The sequence below is a fragment of the Curtobacterium sp. MCBA15_013 genome (genome assembly GCF_001865095.1).
GTDB lineage: Bacteria > Actinomycetota > Actinomycetes > Actinomycetales > Microbacteriaceae > Curtobacterium.
The window spans coordinates 38,404-56,009 of record NZ_MJGQ01000034.1 but is presented as its reverse complement, the minus strand read 5'-3'; the positions used below and the strand labels follow the sequence as shown (position 1 = coordinate 56,009).

The window sequence follows — 17,606 nt, the reverse complement described above, 5'->3', positions numbered from 1 at the left end:
CCACGCGCCTCCCGTCCCGTTCCGGGCCCGGCTCAGCCCTTCACCGCGCCCGACGTCAGGCCGGACACGATCGACCGGCGGAACACCAGCACGAGGATGACGATCGGCACCGTCGCCGCCACGCTCGCCGCGAAGATCTGGGCGAACGGCACGGTGAACTGCGTCCCGAACAGGGCGATCCCGACCGGGATCGTCCGGAACGAGTTCTCGCTGTTGAACGTCAGCGCCATCAGGAACTCGCTCCACGACGCCGTGAACGTGAACACCCCGACCGTGAAGAGCCCGGGCTTCGCCATCGGCAGGATCACGGAGAGCACCGTGCGCCAGGCTCCGGCACCGTCGATCTCGGAGGCCTCCTCGATCGTCGAGGGGATCCCGACGAGGTAGTTCCGCATGATCCAGATCGCGAAGGGCAGGTTGAACGCCACGTACGGCACGATCAGCCCCGGGTAGGAGTTGAGCAGCCCGAGGTTCCGCTCGAGCAGGTACAGCGGGGTCAGCACGGCGATCGCCGGGAACACCGAGAGCATGAGCAACGAGGTCATGATCGCCGTCCGCCCGCGGATCCACCGCCCGGCGAGCGCGTAGCCGGCGAGGAACGACAGCGCGAGCACGATCACCGTCGTCGACACCGACACGATGACGCTGTTCACCATGTACTGGCCCAGCGCGTTGTCGCGGAACGCCACCACGAAGTTGTCGAGGGTGAACGACTGCGGGACGGCGGTGGGCGGCGACTGCCCGATCTCGGACGCCGGCTTGAGCGACGTCGACACGAGCCAGTACAGCGGCAGCGCGGTGAGCACTGCGATGACGACACCACTGACGTTGACGGTGTTGACCCACTTCCGCCAGCCCTTGCGGACGCGTTGACGGGGCATCAGGCATCCCCTCCCTTCGCCTGGTTCCGGAACGCCCGGAGGAACAGCAGACACCCCGCCGCGACGATGATCGCCGTGGACGTCGCGATCGCCGCACCGGGGCCGATGTTGATGTCCTGGAAGAGCACCTTGTAGCCCATGATCGCGAGCGACTGGGTGGCGGTGCCCGGGCCGCCGTTCGTCAGCACGAACGGCAGGTCGAACACGCCGAACGCCTGCAGGATGCGGAACAGCACCGCGATCGTCAGCGTCGGGGTGAGCTGCGGCAGCACCACCCGCCAGAACGTCTGCCAGGTGCTGGCACCGTCGAGCTCAGCGGCCTCGTAGTGGTCCTCGGAGATCTGCACGAGCCCGGCGAGCAGGATGATCGCCACGAACGGCGTCGTCTTCCAGATGTCCGCGACCATCAGCCCGGTGATCGCGGGCACCGGTTCGCCGAGGATCACCGGGGCCTCGCCGAAGAGCCCGAAGAACCAGGTCGCGACGCCGTACGTCGAGTCGTAGATGTACTTCCAGAGCTGCGCGTTCACGATCGTGACGAGCGACCACGGGATGAGCATCAGCGCCAGCATCCAGCCCCGGGTCGCCCCGAGCCGCTCGAGCACGAGGGCCACGAGCATGCCGAGCACGAGTTCGACGAACACCGTCACGACCGTGTACAGCACGGTGAACCCGAGCGCCCGGTACCAGTCCGCGCTCTGCAGCAGGGCCGCGTAGTTGCCGAGGCCGAACGACCGGATCGTGAACCCCTCGTAGCCGACCTCGACGTCCGCGAAGCTCAGGACGATCGAGTAGACCACCGGGAAGATCGTCACCGCCGCGACGACGAGGAGCGCCGGGGCCGCGAAGCCCCACGCGCCCCGCGCACGGATGCGGTCGAGCCGCGACCGCCCGCTGAGGCGGGGCGGCGGGTCGAGGCGACCCGCGCCTCCTGGACGGGTCGACGACCGCGTCGCGGTCCCGGCGCTCACAGTGCCTCGCCCTTCAGGGCCAGCGCGATGGCCGACGCCATCGTGCTCGTGCCGCCGTCGACGGACGCCTGGCCGCCGAGGATGCTGTTGCCGTTCTGGTACACGCCCTGCGAGACCTTCGGGTAGTAGGCCGTCGACGTCGGACGGGGCACGAGCGTGATGCCCGCGGCGGTGTCGTACGTCGGGCGCTGCTGGCGCTTCGCGTCCTGGCTCGTGAGCGACTCGCTCCGGGCCGGCAGGACCCCGCCCTCGCGGGTGAGGAACTGCTGCGCCGTCTCGCTCGACATCCAGCTCGCGAACGTCAGCGCCGCGGCGGGCTGCTGCGTGTGCGGGTTGATGTAGTTGCCCCACCCGCCGATGGTCGAGTGGTGCTCGTCCTGCCCGTCGAAGGTCGGCCGCGCGGCGAGTCCGACCTTGCCGGCGACCTGGCTGTCCGGCCCGTTCGCGATGCCCCACGCGTACGACCAGTTGCGGAGGAACGCCGCTCGGCCGCCCGAGAACGCGTCGTTCGTGTCCTGCTCCTGGTACGTCAGAGTGGCGCGTGGGCTGGCGCCGTCGGTGATGAGGGACCGCATGAACTCGAACGCGCGCTTCGTCTCCGAGCTCGTGGTCTCGGGTCTCGTCAGGTCGTCGTTCAGCAGCGAGCCGCCGGCGTCCGCGACGAACTCGGTGACGTTGCAGGTGAGTCCCTCGTACACGTCGCCCTGGAACGCGAACCCGTAGCTGACGTCGCCGGTGTCGACGAGCTTCGCCGCGGTCTCGCGCACTTCCTCCCACGACCTCGGGACCTGCAGGGAGTGCTTGGCGAGCAGGTCCTTCCGGTACAGGAAGAACGACTCGTCGATGTAGAGCGGGAACATGTAGTACGTGCCGTCGACGCTCGCGGCCTGCCGGAGCCCCTCGGGGAACTGGTCGAAGAAGTCCGCGCCGACGAGCTCGTTCACCGGGGTCGCGAGCTTGTTCTTCGCGAACTGCCCGGGCCACGCGACGTCCCCGAGGTAGACGTCCGGGGTGCTGCTGCCCGCGGCGATCTGGGTCGTCAGGCTGGTGCGGTTCGTGTCGGTGTCGCTCGGGGCGCTCACGATGCGCACCCGGATGTTCGGGTGCTCCTTCTGGAACTCGGCGATGAGCCGACGCCGCAGGTCGCCGCCGTCCTTCGAGGCCACCTGCCCCGCCCACCAGCTGATCGTGACGTCACCCTCGGGAGGGTCGGTCGGCCACTCCTGGACCGTGGTGCGCTCGGGTCGGGTGGAGCAGCCGGCGAGCAGCAGCACCCCCGCTCCCCCGAGCAGGAACATCCTGCGGTCGATCGCCATCCCGTCCTCCTCGACGTCCCCTGGTGCGAACCTGTACGTCTACACAACCAACGCACCCTGGGTGCCCGGTGGGTGCGACGGACGGGAGGCGCGGTGCGGTGCCGCTGGTGCGGCGGACGGGAGGCGCGGTGCGGGGCCGACCCGCGCCTCCCGTCCGTCGGGTGGTCGCGTCCGCGCGCGGCGACGCCCCGAGACTCGGCCATGCGGACACATTCGCGGTGTCGGAGCCGCGAACGTGTCCGCCCAGGCGAGACTCGGCGAGCGCCCCGCGCGCCCTGCGCGCCGGTCAGGCGGGCGCGGGTGCCGTCGACTCGGCCGTGCGGAGGGTGCACGGCAGCAGGAAGTGCGGCAGCTCGTCGGACTTCCCGTCGAGCTGGTCGATGAGCGCGTCCGCCGCACGGGTCCCGAGTTCGCGCCCCGGAGCCACCATCGTCGACAGCCGCGGGTAGTGCTGGTCGGCGTTGGCCTCGGACGAGGCGATGCTGAGCACCGAGACGTCCTCCGGTACCCGGCGCCCGGCCGCGTACAGGCCGACGAGCAGCCCGGCGGAGGAGTCGTCCTTCATCACGAGCACGGCGGTCACGCCGGGGTCGAGCGCGAGCATCTCGCTCGCCGCGGCACGTCCGCCGTCGCTCCCCGGACCCGCGGTGACCACGGTGCCGCCGAGTCCCCGCGCGGCCGTCACCTGCCGGAAGGTGGCCTCGGCGCGGAGGTGCGGCGCGTAGCCGGCCATCGGCGTGCCCTCGAGGTCCTCGAGCACGAGCGCGAACCGCCGGTGCCCGAGCGACTGCAGGTGGTCGATGCTCGACTCGATCGTGGTCTCGAAGTCGATGTCGACGAACGGCAGACCACTGCTGTCCCGGGTGCGGCCGATGAGCGTGAACGGGACGTCGAGCGCGGTGAGGACGGCGACGCGGGGGTCGTCCATCCGCACCTCCATGAGGATCACACCGTCGACGAGGCCCCCGGAGACGAGGTCGTCGAGGTCGTCGCCGGCGGGGTCGACCGGCCAGAGCACGAGGTGGTACCCGCGCTCGGACGCCCGCTCGGCAGCGCTCATGAAGAACTGCGAGGTGGTCGGGCTGAAGCGGTTGCCGGTGGTCGGGAACAGCAGCGCGATGATCCGGGTGCGGCGGCTCGCGAGCGCCCGAGCGACGACGTTGCCGCGGAACTTCAGCTCGCGCATCGCCGCCTGCACGCGGGCGGTCGTCGCGGGGGTGACGTACTTCGTGCCGTTCACGACGAAGGACACGGTGGCGATCGACACACCCGCCCGATCGGCGACCTGCTGCATCGTGGCCATGCCGCTCAGCCTACCGTCCGGGATGCGAAAAAAGCGCTTTACAGGTGAAGCGCTTTTCTGTTAGCTTCTCGCCCCAAGGAACACAGCGACGATGACGTCAGCGGATTCGTGGTTGCGCGCCTGCCCCCTGCATCCGTCAAGAGAAGAGCTCTGCAATGAAGCAAAGATTCCCCTCCCCGTCGCGCCGGACCCGCGCCCTCGTCGGCGCGGTCGCCGTGCTCGCCACGATCCCCCTGGTCCTCACCGGGTGCTCCGGTTCCGGATCGGCCTCGTCCGGCGGGAGCAAGGCCCTGACGATCGAGGACTACTACGACGCGACCTACAACCCCGTGTACAAGCAGTGCGCGAAGGAGGTCGACGCGACGGTCACGATCAACCACGTCGCCGGCGCCGGTCTGATCTCGAAGGTGCTGCAGCAGGCATCCTCGCGGACCCTGCCCGACGTGCTCATGCTCGACAACCCCGACGTGCAGCAGATCGCGGCCTCCGGGGCACTCTCCGACCTCAGCGACTACGGCCTCAGCGCCGAGGGCGACGTCCCCGGCGTGAAGGCGGCGAGCACCTACAAGGGCAAGCTCTACGGCCTGCAGTCGAACACGAACTCCATCGCGCTCTACTACAACAAGAAGCTGCTGGCGGACGCCGGTGTGCAGCCGCCCAAGACCTGGGACGAGCTGAAGGCCGCCGCGAAGAAGCTCACCTCCGGGTCCACGTACGGCTTCGCGATGAGCAACATCAACACCTACGAGGGCACCTGGCAGTTCCTGCCGTTCTTCTGGTCGAACGGCGGTGACGAGAAGGACATCGCGACGCCCGAGGCCGCGCAGGCCCTGCAGCTCGTCGAGGACCTGCAGAACGACGGCTCGATGTCGAAGAGCTCGATCAACTGGGCCCAGGCCGACGTGAACAGTCAGTTCCTCGCCGGCAAGGCCGCGATGATGATCAACGGCCCGTGGCAGCTGCCCGCCCTGAACGCGAAGAAGGGCCTCGAGTTCGACAGTGTGCCGATCCCGACCCGCACCGGCTCGGAGACCGTCGCACCGCTCGGCGGCGAGGCGTTCACCGTCCCGCAGACCGGCGACAAGGACAAGATGCAGCTCGCCGCCAAGTTCGTCGGCTGCCTCCACTCGGAGAAGACGCAGAAGGCCCTCGCCGAGGTGAGCGGCAACGTGCCGACGAACCTCGAGGCCGGCGCCGCATGGGCGTCCGACCACCCGCAGGTGGCCTCGTTCGTCACGACCGTGAAGACCGCCCGGGCCCGCACCGGTGAGCTCGGACCGGACTGGCCCAAGGCCGCGACGAAGATCTACACCGCCGTCCAGCTCGCCCTGACGGGCAAGGCCGACCCCGAGGCAGCGCTCAAGCAGGCGCAGTCCCAGAGCCAGTAGTGCACGAGGGAGCCGGCCACCCGGCCGGCTCCCTCCCCACCCTCGGAAGGAGCGGTTCCGGCATGAGCGCCACGACACAGACCCGACCACGGACCCAGGCGTCCGTCCCACCACCACGACCCGGCCAGCGCCGCGCGCGCATGCGGATCGGGATCACCCGATGGCTCTTCGTCATCCCGGCCGCACTCTTCGTGGCCGTGTTCTTCGGCTACCCGGTCGTGAAGAACATCATCATGTCCTTCCAGGACTACACGACCAAGACCTTCTTCACGGGCGAGGCCCCGTGGGTCGGGCTCGGCAACTACATCCAGGTGTTCCAGAGCTCGGTCTTCGCGACGAGCGTCGTGAACACCGCGCTGTTCACCGCCGGCTCGATCATCCTGCAGTTCGTGATCGGCCTCGCCCTCGCACTGTTCTTCCGGCGGCACTTCCCGCTGTCGGGGTTCCTGCGCGGACTCCTCCTCCTGCCGTGGCTGCTCCCGCTGATCGCGTCCAGCGCGGTCTGGAAGTGGCTCCTCGACCAGGACAGCGGCGCGCTCAACCAGCTCCTCGGCGTGGTCGGCATCGCCCCGGTGCCGTGGCTGGTCAGCCCGAGCCTCGCCCTCATCGCCGTCATCGGCGTGAACGTCTGGCTCGGCATCCCCTTCAACACGACGATCCTCTACAGCGGGCTGCAGTCCGTGCCGCCGGAGCTCTACGAGGCCGGCGCGCTCGACGGCGCCACGGGCTTCAAGGCGTTCTGGTACATCACCTGGCCGAGCATCCGGAGCGTGGTGAGCGTCGTGATCGTGCTCGGGGTCGTCTACACGCTGAAGGTCGTGGACATCATCCTCGGCCTCACCGGTGGCGGCCCGGCGAACTCCACGCAGACCCTGGCCACGAACGCCTACCACCAGTCCTTCATCAACTTCCAGTTCGGCATCGGAGCCGCCGTGAGCAACGTGCTCATCGTCGTCTCGTTCGTCTTCGCGATGGTCTACATCGCGATCTCCAGGAAGGCGGTCGACGAATGAGCGTCGGACTCGCGAACCAGACCGTCACCGCCACCCGGGCGATCACCACGAAGCGCAGTGCACGGGTCCCCGGACCGAAGCGCGGCGTCAAGGGCATCCCGCTCACGATCCTCGGCTGCGTGTTCCTCGCGATCATGGTGTTCCCCGTCTACTGGATGGTGAACACGAGCCTGCAGGCCACGTCCGGGGCCGCCACCGCGACCTGGTTCCCGTTCTCCCCCACCTTCCGCGGGTACGAGACGGCGTTCGCCCAGCAGGGGCAGAACTTCCTGTCGAGCATGATCATCGGCCTCGGCACCGTCGTGCTGACCCTGGCGATCGCGACCCCGGCCGCCTACGGGCTGGCTCGGTTCAAGATGCGCGGCACCCGGGTGTTCCTGCTCGTGCTGCTCATCACGCAGATGATCCCGGCGATCGTCATCGCGAACGCGCTCTACACGCTGTTCAACAACGTCGGGCTGCTGAACAGCTACATCGGGCTGATCCTGGCCGACAGTGCCGTCCAGGTGCCGTTCGCCGTGCTGCTCATGCGTGCGTTCATGGAGTCGATCCCGCCGAGCCTGGTCGAGGCCGCGCTCGTCGACGGGGCGAACGACTTCCGGGCGTTCGTCTCGATCGTCCTGCCCATCAGCCGGAACGCCATCGTCACGGCGGCGCTGTTCACGTTCCTCGGCGCCTGGGGTGACTTCCTCATCGCGCTCACCCTGACGTCGACGACCGCGGTCCGGCCGATCACGCTCGGCATCTACAACTACATCGGTTCGAACGTCACCGACTGGGGGCCCGTCATGGCGACGTCGGTCCTCGCGTCGCTGCCGGCGGCCGTGCTGCTCATCGTCGCCCAGCGGTACATCTCCGCCGGCGCACTCGGCGGCGCCGTCAAGTGACGGCAGCCCACGCCGGGCGGCCGGCGACGACCACGAACCCCAGCCAGAAAGGCACACCATGACCACCACCCCGCTGCGCATCACCGTCTGGGGCGAGAACGTCCACGAGCAGGTCGAGCAGCACGTCGCCGAGCGGTACCCCGACGGCATGCACGGCGCCATCGCCGACGGCATCCGCGAGAACCTCCCGGACGCCGTCGTCCGCACCGCCACGATGCAGGAGCCCGAGCACGGCCTCACCGACGAGGTCCTCGCCCAGACCGACGTCCTCACCTGGTGGGGCCACGCCGCACACCAGGACGTGGACGACGCCGTCGTCGACCGCGTGCACAAGCACGTCCTGTCCGGCATGGGCCTCGTCGTGCTGCACTCCGGCCACTGGTCGAAGATCTTCGGGAAGCTGATGGGCACGACCTGCACGCTCCGGTGGCGCAGCGAGCACGACCAGGAGCTCGTCTGGACCGTGAACCCGCAGCACCCCATCACGCGCGGCGTCCCGAACCCGATCGTCATCCCCGAACAGGAGATGTACGGCGAGTACTTCGACGTCCCGACCCCCGACGAGCTCGTGTTCATCTCGGGCTTCACCGGCGGCGAGGTGTTCCGGAGCGGCATGACCTACCGCCGCGGTCTCGGGAAGATCTTCTACTTCTCCCCCGGCGACCAGGACTTCCCCGTGTACCACCACAAGGACGTCCGACGCGTGATCGCGAACGCCACCGAATGGGCGCGGCCGGAGCGTGAGCGGGAGATCCCGACGCTGCGCCGGTACGACCTCGGCGAGTACTTCGACGGCCAGCACTACCGCGGCCCGTTCGACGACGCACCGGTCGAGGAGCACGAAGGGGCACAGGCATGACCCTCCGCGTCGTGCAGGTCGGCGCCGGCGGCATGGGCCGCGCCTGGCTCGCCACCGTCGCGGCCGACCCGGACGTCGAGCTGGTCGGCATCGTCGACCTCGACCTCGACGCCGCCCGGGCCGGAGCCGCGGTCGCCGGCGACCCGACGATCCCCGTCGGCACCGACCTCACCGCCCTCGCCACCGAGACCGGTGCCGAGGCCGTCCTCGACATCACCGTCCCGGTCGCGCACCACCCCGTCACGCTCGAGGCCCTCCGCGCCGGGCTCCCCGTCCTGGGCGAGAAGCCCGCGGCGCAGACGGTCGCCGAGGCACTGTCGCTCGCGGCCGCCGCCGAGGCCACCGGCAAGCTGTTCATGGTGTCGCAGTCCCGGCGGTACAACGACCACCTCGTCGCCTTCCGGCAGCACGTCCGTGGGCTCGGGGGCGTCGGCGGGCTGAGCACGCGCTTCGCCAAGGCCCCGCACTTCGGCGGCTTCCGCGAGGAGATGGACGACGTCCTGCTGCTCGACATGGCGATCCACGCGTTCGACTCCGCACGCTACGTGCTCGAGCGGGACCCGGTGTCGGTGTACTGCGAGTCGTGGAACCCGTCGTGGTCCTGGTACCGGGGCGACGCCGCGGCCGCCGCGGTCTTCACGTTCGAGGACGACGTCCGCTACGTGCACGACGGCTCGTGGTGCGCACCGGGTGCCGAGACCTCGTGGAACGGCGACTGGCGCGCCTCCGGCCCCGCGGGCACGGCGCTGTGGGACGGCGACCACGACCCGTGGAGCGACCTCGACGGCACGCCGGGCGCACCGGACGCGGCCCCGAGCGTCGGCAACGAGATCGCCGGTGCCCTCGCGTCCTTCGTCCGTGCGGTCCGCTCCGGCGAGCGCCCCGACGGCGAGGTGCACGGCAACGTGATGAGCCTCACGATGGTGGACGCCGCGATCGCGTCCGCCCGCACCGGGCGGCGCATCGTCATCGACGAGGTGCTCGAGCAGGCCCACGCCACGGCGCTCGAGGTCGAGCAGGACGAAGCCATCCGCGAGCGGCTCGCGTCGTGGGGTTCGGTGCGCGGCGCGCTCGCGACGGGGTCGCCGGACACGGCCGCGCTCGGCTGAGCGACGCAGGCGGTCCAGGAGGCGCGGTGCGGGTCGGACCCGCACCGCGCCTCCCGTCTGCCATCCGTATGTATGCAAACACTTGCCATATCAGTTGGTCACTGGAAAGATCTTGCCGGTCAGTCGATCCCGACTGGCACGGATCAGCCCCAGGAGCCGCCTTGACCGACACCAACCCGCCCGCGCGGACACGCGCCCGCCTCCGCCGAGCCGCGACCATCGCCGCCGGCGGCGGCATCGTCGTGAGCACCCTCGTCATCGCCCCCGCGGCGATCGCCGACCCGGTCGACCACCTCCGGGCCGACACCTGGACCGTCGACGGCCAGCGCGCGACGACCACCCTGCCCGGGGACCTCGCCGGCCTCGGCGACGTCGTCGCCGTCAACCAGGACCCCGCACAGGCCGTGTCGGTCGCCGGAGCAGGGTCGCTCGCGGCGACGGTCGGCTCGCTGCAGCTCCGGCCCACCGCCGCTGCCGTGGGTGCGGCTGCGAACTGCCTCTCCGGCGCTCCGGACCTCACCCCGGTCACGTGTGCGACGTACGGCAGCGACATCACGTTCCCGGCCCCGGTCGTCGACCCGGTGCTCCGACTCTCGGCGTCGGGCGGGGCGAACAGCTCCACCGCCGGCCGGTGCACGTTCGACTGGTACGACGTCGCCGTCTCCGGGATCGACGGCGCACCGACCGACGCCGCTCGGCTCAGCCTGCTGACCTCGCCGAACGGCTGGACGCTCGAGGGTGACACCATCACCCGGCCCGCACAGTCCGCCGCGTCCGCCTGCGACCCGCCGATCGGCGGCGCGATGTACCTGCAGGTGCACGGGGTCGTCCGGTCCCTGCACCTCGACAACGCGTTCCGGGCGATGGTGAACTACGGGGGTCCGACCAACGTGCTGTCGACCTTCCAGGGCGTCGCCGTGCAGGTCCTGCTGCCGACGACCGACCTCGTCGCCGAGGCGTCCGCCCCGGCGCTCCTGCCCGCGGCGGGGACCGCCGAGTGGACGTTCTCGGTGCGCAACGACGGCGCGAACGCCTCGCACGGGTACGTGCTGACGGCCGAACTCCCCGCCGGCGTCACGGACATCGTCGCGCCCGACGGGTGCACCGTCGCCGGGACCACGGTCACCTGCACGGTCGCACCTGCGGGTTCGACCCTCGCCCCCAGCGGCACCGTGCCGACCTTCGCGGCGCTGACCACGCCGAACGGCACCGCCGACGCCGTGCTCGCCGCTGGCGCATCGGCCCAGCCGATCGTGGTGCGTGCGACGACCCCCTCCGACCGCGACGCCGCCCTCACCGCGACCGCGCTCGTCTCCGGAGCCGACCTGGACACGGCACCCGCGTCGAACGCCACCACGGTGACCTCCGCGGCGCAGCGCCCGTCGCTCGCGATGACGAAGCACGCCGATCGTGCGTCGGTGACCGGCGCCGGGCAGACCCTCGTCTACTCGTTCGACGTCGAGAACACCGGCGACGCGGCGCTGTCCGGCCTCACGATCGACGAGGGCCGCTTCTCCGGCACGGGCCTGCTCGGACCCGTCCGCTGCGCGGCGACCGACCTGCGGCCGGCCGAGACCACCTCGTGCTCGGTCCGCTACACCGTCACGACCGAGGACGCCGCGACGCCCGCGATCACCAACGAGGCCACGGCGAGCGCCCTCCCCGCGGGTGAGCCGCAGCGGGTGTCGTCGGCGGCCTCGTCGGTGTCCGTGCCGGTGACCGTCGCCACCGTGCCGGGCGACGTGACCGGCGAAGCCGACGGCGGACAGTCGTCCGGCTCGGGCCGACCGGGTGACAGCAGCGCGACCCCGGGTGTCGTCGTGGGGTCCGCGGACGCCGCGCAGTCCGGTGCCGAGCGCTCGCCGGACGCGGGGGACGGGCGCGACACCGGCTCGGACGTCGGCGCGCTCGCCTACACCGGCGCGGAGCTGCTGCCGCTCGCCGTCGGGAGCGTGCTCGTCCTCGTCGCGGGACTCGGCATCTGGACGGCGGCGCGTCGGCGACGCGCCTGATCCGGCCGCCGGGTCGCGCCGTGTGACGCGATCCGGTCCAGGAGGCGCGGTGCGGCTCTCGACGCGACCGTCGCGCCGGGCGCGGTGCGGGTCGGACCCGCACCGCGCCTCCCGTGCGCGTACAGTCCCACGCAACACGTGGCTGGCGGGCGATCGGGGAACGCGATGCGACAGATCATCGGGACGACACTGGTCGTGGCGCTGGCAACGGCCGCGCTGATCGGTGTGGCGCCGCCGGCGCACGCGGCCGGGTCGGGCACGATCGCCGTGCAGCTCGCGACGCCGGACGGCACCCCGATCCGGCTGGCGGACGTCGAACTCGCCGCGATCGGCACCGACGCCGTCGTCGGGACCGCCACCACCGACGTCGACGGCACCGCGACGTTCGCCGGCATCCCCGCCCCGGACACCGTGACGGTGACCACACGGCAACTGCCTCCGCGCGGAACGGAGACCTACGCCCCCGGACTCCGTTCGGACATCGCGGTCCGCGGTGGCACGACGGTCGCGGTGACCGTGCCGCTCGTCCGTGGCGCCACCGTGCAGGGTGGGGTGGTCGGCCCCTCGGGTCCCGCTGCCGGACGGCTGATGTACGCGTGGAACGAGGACACCTCGCAGGTGTTCCGGACGACCTCGGACAGCGCGGGACGGTACCGGTTCCTCGGGTTGAGCACCGGTCAGTACCGCATCGAGGCGTACGCCAGCGGCACGGCGTCGCCCGCCGTGTGGAAGACGCGGGTGTACCAGCAGCGGGGGACGCTCCCGGCGTCGCAGGTGACGTTGTCGCAGCACTACGCGCACAGCGACTACGACCTGGCCGTCTTCGCCAACACGGCGTCCCGCACACCTTCGCCGCAGCTCAGTGGCGCGAGCGTCGTGGTGACGGAGGCGACGAGCGGAGCGTCGTTCTCGACCCGGTTCTCGACGCTGCTCGACGACGAGCAGACGGCCCAGTTCCAGATCCCCTCCGGGCAGTACGTGGTCGAGCTCCGGACGACGGCGACGACCACGACGCCGGCGGGTTCCCTGTGGCTCGGCCGTCCGGGAGGCGTGTACCGGTACGTGACCGACCGGGCGCAGGCCGTCCCGGTGAAGGTCGTGTTCGGCGGGTTCAACGGGTGGGGTGGAACGGTGCCGGAGGCAGCGTCGCGCTGACCGGCGACGTTCCTCAGCCGGACGCGCTCACGGACGACGCGATGGTGATCAGGTCGGACACCACCTCGTGCAGCGGTCGAGCCGCGTCGAGTTCGTGCGTGCACCCGGCGCGGAGGAGCGGCTCCACCTCGACGAGATCCGCCTCGATCATGCGGCGCTCGAGCGCGGTCTTCCCGTAGGGGTTCGTCGTACGGCGCGCGACCCGATCGAGCATCACGTCGAGCGGAGCGCTCAGGAGCACGATCGCATCGAACCGGTCGGAGAACTCGGACTGGTTCCGGACGCACCCCTGCACGAAGAGCGAGCGGTCGTCCACCGCGTCCAGGAGCCCGGAGATCTTCGCCTCGACCCACATCCACTCGCCCTGGTGCGCCTCGTCGGGTGGATCCGGCAGCGCCCGGTACTCGCGCCACCCGGGATCATCGGTGTCCACGACCCGGTAGCCGTGCAACGCGAGCTCGCTCAGCGCGGACGATTTCCCGGTCCCCGACATCCCGGTGATCAGCACCTTCGACACGGCACCACACTACGACCAGGTCGAGCGCTGACGGCTGCGCCCTTGCTCGCGGTGTCACGGTCTGACAGCGTTGGGACATGGGCGACGACGTGACCACGCTCCGTCGCGTGCCGGGCTTCCTCCCCTACTGGTCGGCCGCGACCGTCTCGTCGTTCGGATCAGCCGTGAGCGCGGTCGCCGTGCCGGTCCTCGTGGTGACGGTGCTGCACGCCAGCCCGTTCGAGCTCGGACTGGTGAACGCTGCCCAGTTCCTCCCGTACGCCGTGTTCGGTCTGGTCGTCGGCGCGTACGTCGACCGCTTCCGGCGGAAGCCGCTGCTGATCTGGGCGAGCATCGGTCGCGGCGTGAGCCTCGGTGCGATCCCGGTGCTGTGGTTCACCGGGCTCCTGAACCTGTGGGCGACTGCGGCGGTGCTGTTCCTGTTCGGCATCCTGTCCGTCGTGGGGTTCGCGGCAACGCAGTCGCTCCTCCCCAGGATCGTGCCGCGCCCGCTCCTCCTGGCGGCGAACGCGCGGGTGGACCAGAGCGACGCGGCGGCGCAGACGGCAGGCTCGGCGCTCGGCGGGGTCCTGGTCAGCATCGTGACGGCGCCGGTCGCGATCGCGCTCGACGCGGTGAGCTACTTCGTCGACGCGTTCCTCATCGCCCGGGTCCGCGTCGTCGAGCACCAGCCGGCGCGGCCGGCCAGAACGAGCCTCCGAAGTGACATCGTGGACGGTCTGCGCTGGACGTACGGCAACGCCGTGCTCAGACCGCTGGCACTGTCCACCCACGTCTGGTTCCTCGCCAACGCCGCCGGCCTGACGGTGTTCGCGACCCTCGCCCTCCGCACGCTCGCGCTTCCCGCAGCGCTGTACGGAGCCGTCATCGCGGTCAGCGGGATCGCGATGCTCGTCGGCGCGACCGCTGCGACACGCCTCGGCACCCGGTTCGGTGCCGGCCGGACGATCATCGCCGCACGAGCCGCCTACCCGATCGCCTGGGCGGCCATCACGCTCGTGACGCTCGGTACCGGCGGCGCAGCACGGCCGACGACGGTCGTGGTCCTGTTCGTCGCCTTCGCTGTGCACGGTGCCGCAGCAGGCTGCGAGAACGCGAACGAGATGGTCCTCCGCCAGACCGTCACACCGGATGCCCTCCTCGGCCGGGTGAACGGCACGATGCGCAGCGCGAACCGGACGCTCGCCGCGGTGGGAGCAGTGGGCGGGGGTGCCCTCGTGACCCTGACCGGGGACGGCTTCGCGCTGCTCGCCGTGACGGTCGTGTTCGCGGCCGCCGTCGTCGTCGCTGCGTGGTCTCCACTGCCCAGCGCCACCGTTCGCTAGGAAGGCTCCACCCGACACAGGGGTGGTCACCCCGGCCAGGACTCCCGCGACCACGACCCGTCCGGGCGCCGGTGGTAGGCGAGCCGGTTGCTCGCCGCGTCCGTCGCCCCGCGCCAGAACACCATCCGCACCGGTGTGAGCGCGAACCCCGCCCACGTGCTCGGCGGCTCGAGGTCCGTGCCGGCCCGTTCGCGGCCGAACGCCGCCCAGGCCTCCCGGCGCCGGGCCGGTGTGTCCGCAGCGGACGCGTGGTCGTTGACCCACGCGAGCACCTGCAGGTACCGCGTCCTGGCCGCGTAGGCCGCACGGGCCTCGTGGTCGGAGACGGGCGCCACGTCACCGACCACGACGAGCTGTCGCGCGGCCTCGGGCCAGTGCAGGGTCACCGCGGCACGGGGCACCGCCGCGAGTTCGGCGGCCTTGCGGCTGCGCGAGTCGGTGTGGAAGTGCAGGCGCTCCCCGTCGAACAGGGAGAGCAGGACCGTCCGGGCGTCGGGGTAGCCGTCGAGCCCGACGGTGGAGAGGGTCATGGTCGGACCCGGGGCGTCCGACGCGGCGGGGAGCCACGATGCCGCGAGGGTCAACGGGTCCGCCGGCACGGGCTCATCGTCGACCCCTCGCGGCACGGTCACGAGACCGCGGCGTCGGCGGGGCGGGCCACCGCCGGACGGCTCACCGCCGGGTCGAACCGTGCGATCTCGTGCAGCGACGCCACGGCCTCGGCGACCGAGTGCTCCCAGAGGACGGCACCGTACGACGCCGTCGCCCGGCTGGCGTCGCCGACGACCCCGGGCGTCCCGAAGTCGTCGGACAACCACCCGAACGACACCGGGCCGCCGTTGAAGGCGATCTTCTCGAAGCCGGCGATGTGCTCCGGCACCCATCGCTCCGCGAGCGACATGTCGACCAGGTCCGGGCGCAGGTGCAGGATCATCGACGTCTCCGCCGCGCCGCCGTGGATCCCCAGCCCGAGCTCGTCCGCGTCCTCGCCGTCCGGGCCGGGGACACGGGCGAGGGTCGGCATGAGGAAGGTCTTCAACCCGTAGCGCTTCCGGATCTCACGCAGGGCGACCTGCAGCAGGGCGACGTTGCCGCCGTGCCCGTTGGCGAACACCAGGGTGCCGGCACCGGTGAGGGCGACCGCGCGGCCGATCTGCACGGCGGTGTCGAACATCGTGTCGCTGTCGAGCCACACCGTGCCGGGTGCCCAGCTGTGCTCGTCGGACTTCGTGAACGACAGCGTCGGGAGCTGCCAGACGTCCAGCCCCTCGGCGGCCGCCTGCTCGACCGCCGCCCCGCCGATGTGCTCGGCGAGCAGGTGGTCGGTCAGGAGCGGCAGGTGCGGGCCGTGGTGCTCGACGGCGCCGGTGGGCTGCACGACGATCGTGTCCGGCCCGAAGCCCGCCGCGACGGCCGGACCGGACAGTTCCGCGAGCCGACGCGAGCGGACCGTACTCACTCCGGCGCTCACTTGCCGAACCCCGGGACGACGGGCTGCGCGGACGCGGTGGAGCCACCGCTGACCACGAGCGACGGGTCGATGACGTGCCCGGGGTTGAGCAGCCCCGCGGGGTCGGTGCGCTGCTTCAGCGCCACGAGCTCCTCGACGCCGTGGTCGACGTAGTACTGGTGCGGGCTGTGCACCCGGACGCCGAGTTCGCGGAGCACCGGGTAGCCGGCGTAGACGTCCTCGGCCCCGGTGTAGGGCGCGGTGAGCATCCCGATCGGTCCGACGTGCGCGGCCTCGATGTGGAGCATGCCGCCGGGGTAGACGGCCTCGACCTCGGCGATCCGGTCGATGAGCGCCTCGCCGCCGACCTCGACGTGGAAGTACTCGGTGTCGCTCGTGTTCCGCTTCAGCCACCAGATCGGGTGGTTGTACGACAGCATCGACACCTTCGTGGTCTGCTGCAGGCCCTCGCGGACGTCCAGGACCTCACCGCCAGCGGCCTCGATGCGTGCCCGCGCCTCGTCGAGCACGACGTCGTCGATGATCGCTCGCAGGCTCGCCCGGTCGTCCGGGATGGCCAGGTCGGACGGCAGCGTCGCGGCGATCTCGGCACGGTCGGCGCTCACGAGCCGCGGCACCGGGTCGAGTCCGCGCAGCGTGCGGACGGCGACGAGCGCGTCCTCGAAGGTGGGGAACGCCGCGTAGACGGCTCGCCACTCCTGCAGCGGCTCGAGCCGGACGGTGGCGCGGGCGATGACGCCGGCGGTGCCGTAGGTGTGCACGAACGGCTGCGCCTCGTCGCCCTCGACGTGCAGCAGCTCGTCGGCGCCGGGGAGCGCGACGTCGAGCGCCGTGACGAAGCCCTGCCAGTTCGACCCGTGCGCGATCGACCCGGTGCCGCCGGAACCACCGGACAGGAAGCCGCCGATGGTCGACTGGGCGGTGGACGGGTACATCCAGAGCTGCTGGCCCGTGGCGGCGGCCGCCTGCTCCAGGGCGACCATGGATGCGCCGGCCTCGGCGGTGATCCAGCCGTCGCCGACCTCGACGACCGCGCGTGCCCGCGACGTGTCGAGGACCAGGCCGCCGTGCAGCGGGATGCCCTGGCCGTAGTTGCCGGTGCCCTTCCCGCGGGTGGTGACGGGGACGCCGTGCCGGACCGCGGCCTGCAGGGTGGCGGCGATGTCGTCGGCGCTGGCCGGCGACGCGACGAGGTCGGCGAGGCCGAGGGGCAGCTGCTCGCTGAGGATGGGACTCATGGTGGCCTCGTCGACGGAGGCGCGGGCCCGCGTGCGCTCGTCGGCGCTCACGCCGCGCTCACCGAGCAGAGCGACGAGCTCGGCGCGCAGCGCCTCGACGGAGGTGGGGGTGACGGTGGTCATGCTCACTCCTGGTGGGTGGGTGGTGCGGGGACGACGGA

At 71.3% G+C, this 17,606-nt stretch carries 16 protein-coding genes; 8 read left to right on the top strand and 8 right to left on the bottom strand.

Going from position 1 to position 17,606, the window contains the following annotated elements; translation table 11 throughout:
* Positions 1-32: 32 nt before the first annotated feature.
* The 4 genes from BIV01_RS13215 to BIV01_RS13200 all read right to left on the bottom strand — a co-directional run bounded on the left by BIV01_RS13215 (position 33) and on the right by BIV01_RS13200 (position 4,471).
* Positions 33-881 (bottom strand): carbohydrate ABC transporter permease, encoded by an 849-nt coding sequence (locus BIV01_RS13215; protein ID WP_083414023.1) that lies wholly within the window; start codon positions 879-881, stop codon positions 33-35.
* Positions 881-1,852 carry a carbohydrate ABC transporter permease gene (locus BIV01_RS13210; protein ID WP_175473726.1) on the bottom strand — a complete coding sequence of 324 codons (972 nt, stop codon included), beginning with the start codon at positions 1,850-1,852 and terminating at the stop codon, positions 881-883. The genes BIV01_RS13215 and BIV01_RS13210 overlap by 1 nt, the downstream gene beginning before the upstream one ends.
* Entirely contained in the window at positions 1,849-3,168 is a 1,320-nt protein-coding gene (locus BIV01_RS13205; protein WP_071303120.1) for an ABC transporter substrate-binding protein, read from the bottom strand. Before BIV01_RS13205 ends, BIV01_RS13210 begins: the two co-directional genes overlap by 4 nt.
* Positions 3,169-3,454: 286 nt before the next feature.
* A complete protein-coding gene (locus tag BIV01_RS13200; protein ID WP_175473725.1) occupies positions 3,455-4,471 on the bottom strand; it encodes a LacI family DNA-binding transcriptional regulator in 1,017 nt (338 codons plus the stop codon).
* Between the two features lie 155 nt (positions 4,472-4,626).
* Here BIV01_RS13200 and BIV01_RS13195 point away from each other — a divergent pair, with 155 nt between their 5' ends.
* The 7 genes from BIV01_RS13195 (at position 4,627) to BIV01_RS13165 (ending at position 12,894) form a co-directional block, all read left to right on the top strand.
* A complete protein-coding gene (locus tag BIV01_RS13195) occupies positions 4,627-5,859 on the top strand; it encodes a sugar ABC transporter substrate-binding protein (RefSeq protein ID WP_071303119.1) in 1,233 nt (410 codons plus the stop codon).
* A gap of 62 nt (positions 5,860-5,921) precedes the next feature.
* Positions 5,922-6,872, top strand: coding sequence for a carbohydrate ABC transporter permease (locus tag BIV01_RS13190; RefSeq protein WP_374115124.1), 951 nt, complete (start codon positions 5,922-5,924; stop codon positions 6,870-6,872).
* Entirely contained in the window at positions 6,869-7,759 is an 891-nt protein-coding gene (locus tag BIV01_RS13185; protein WP_071295289.1) for a carbohydrate ABC transporter permease, read from the top strand. The genes BIV01_RS13190 and BIV01_RS13185 overlap by 4 nt, the downstream gene beginning before the upstream one ends.
* 58 nt (positions 7,760-7,817) lie before the next feature.
* Positions 7,818-8,618 (top strand): ThuA domain-containing protein, encoded by an 801-nt coding sequence (locus BIV01_RS13180; protein WP_070416827.1) that lies wholly within the window; start codon positions 7,818-7,820, stop codon positions 8,616-8,618.
* Positions 8,615-9,727, top strand: a complete 1,113-nt coding sequence (locus tag BIV01_RS13175; RefSeq protein ID WP_071303118.1) for a Gfo/Idh/MocA family protein — start codon at positions 8,615-8,617, stop codon at positions 9,725-9,727. The genes BIV01_RS13180 and BIV01_RS13175 overlap by 4 nt, the downstream gene beginning before the upstream one ends.
* A gap of 161 nt (positions 9,728-9,888) precedes the next feature.
* Positions 9,889-11,739: a DUF7507 domain-containing protein gene (locus BIV01_RS13170; protein WP_071303117.1), complete on the top strand. Its 1,851-nt coding sequence runs from the start codon at positions 9,889-9,891 to the stop codon at positions 11,737-11,739.
* A 165-nt stretch (positions 11,740-11,904) separates the two neighbouring features.
* Complete coding sequence (locus BIV01_RS13165; RefSeq protein ID WP_071303116.1) at positions 11,905-12,894, top strand: carboxypeptidase-like regulatory domain-containing protein; 990 nt, start codon at positions 11,905-11,907, stop codon at positions 12,892-12,894.
* A gap of 13 nt (positions 12,895-12,907) precedes the next feature.
* Here the strand turns inward: BIV01_RS13165 and BIV01_RS13160 are convergent, their stop codons facing one another.
* A complete protein-coding gene (locus tag BIV01_RS13160) occupies positions 12,908-13,411 on the bottom strand; it encodes an AAA family ATPase (protein ID WP_217642557.1) in 504 nt (167 codons plus the stop codon).
* Positions 13,412-13,488: 77 nt separating this feature from the next.
* Between BIV01_RS13160 and BIV01_RS13155 the strand changes: the two genes are divergently transcribed.
* The gene (locus BIV01_RS13155) at positions 13,489-14,736 is read left to right on the top strand and encodes an MFS transporter (protein WP_071303115.1); all 1,248 of its coding nucleotides are present in this window, start codon (positions 13,489-13,491) and stop codon (positions 14,734-14,736) included.
* Between the two features lie 26 nt (positions 14,737-14,762).
* Here BIV01_RS13155 and BIV01_RS13150 read toward each other — a convergent pair whose 3' ends face one another.
* The 3 genes from BIV01_RS13150 to BIV01_RS13140 are packed head-to-tail and all read right to left on the bottom strand — an operon-like array spanning position 14,763 to position 17,568.
* Entirely contained in the window at positions 14,763-15,335 is a 573-nt protein-coding gene (locus BIV01_RS13150) for a pyridoxine/pyridoxamine 5'-phosphate oxidase (RefSeq protein ID WP_302847427.1), read from the bottom strand.
* Positions 15,336-15,364: 29 nt separating this feature from the next.
* Positions 15,365-16,207, bottom strand: a complete 843-nt coding sequence (locus BIV01_RS13145; RefSeq protein ID WP_083295043.1) for a creatininase family protein — start codon at positions 16,205-16,207, stop codon at positions 15,365-15,367.
* Complete coding sequence (locus BIV01_RS13140) at positions 16,204-17,568, bottom strand: FAD-binding oxidoreductase (protein ID WP_071303167.1); 1,365 nt, start codon at positions 17,566-17,568, stop codon at positions 16,204-16,206. The genes BIV01_RS13145 and BIV01_RS13140 overlap by 4 nt, the downstream gene beginning before the upstream one ends.
* Between the last annotated feature and the right edge of the window lie 38 nt (positions 17,569-17,606).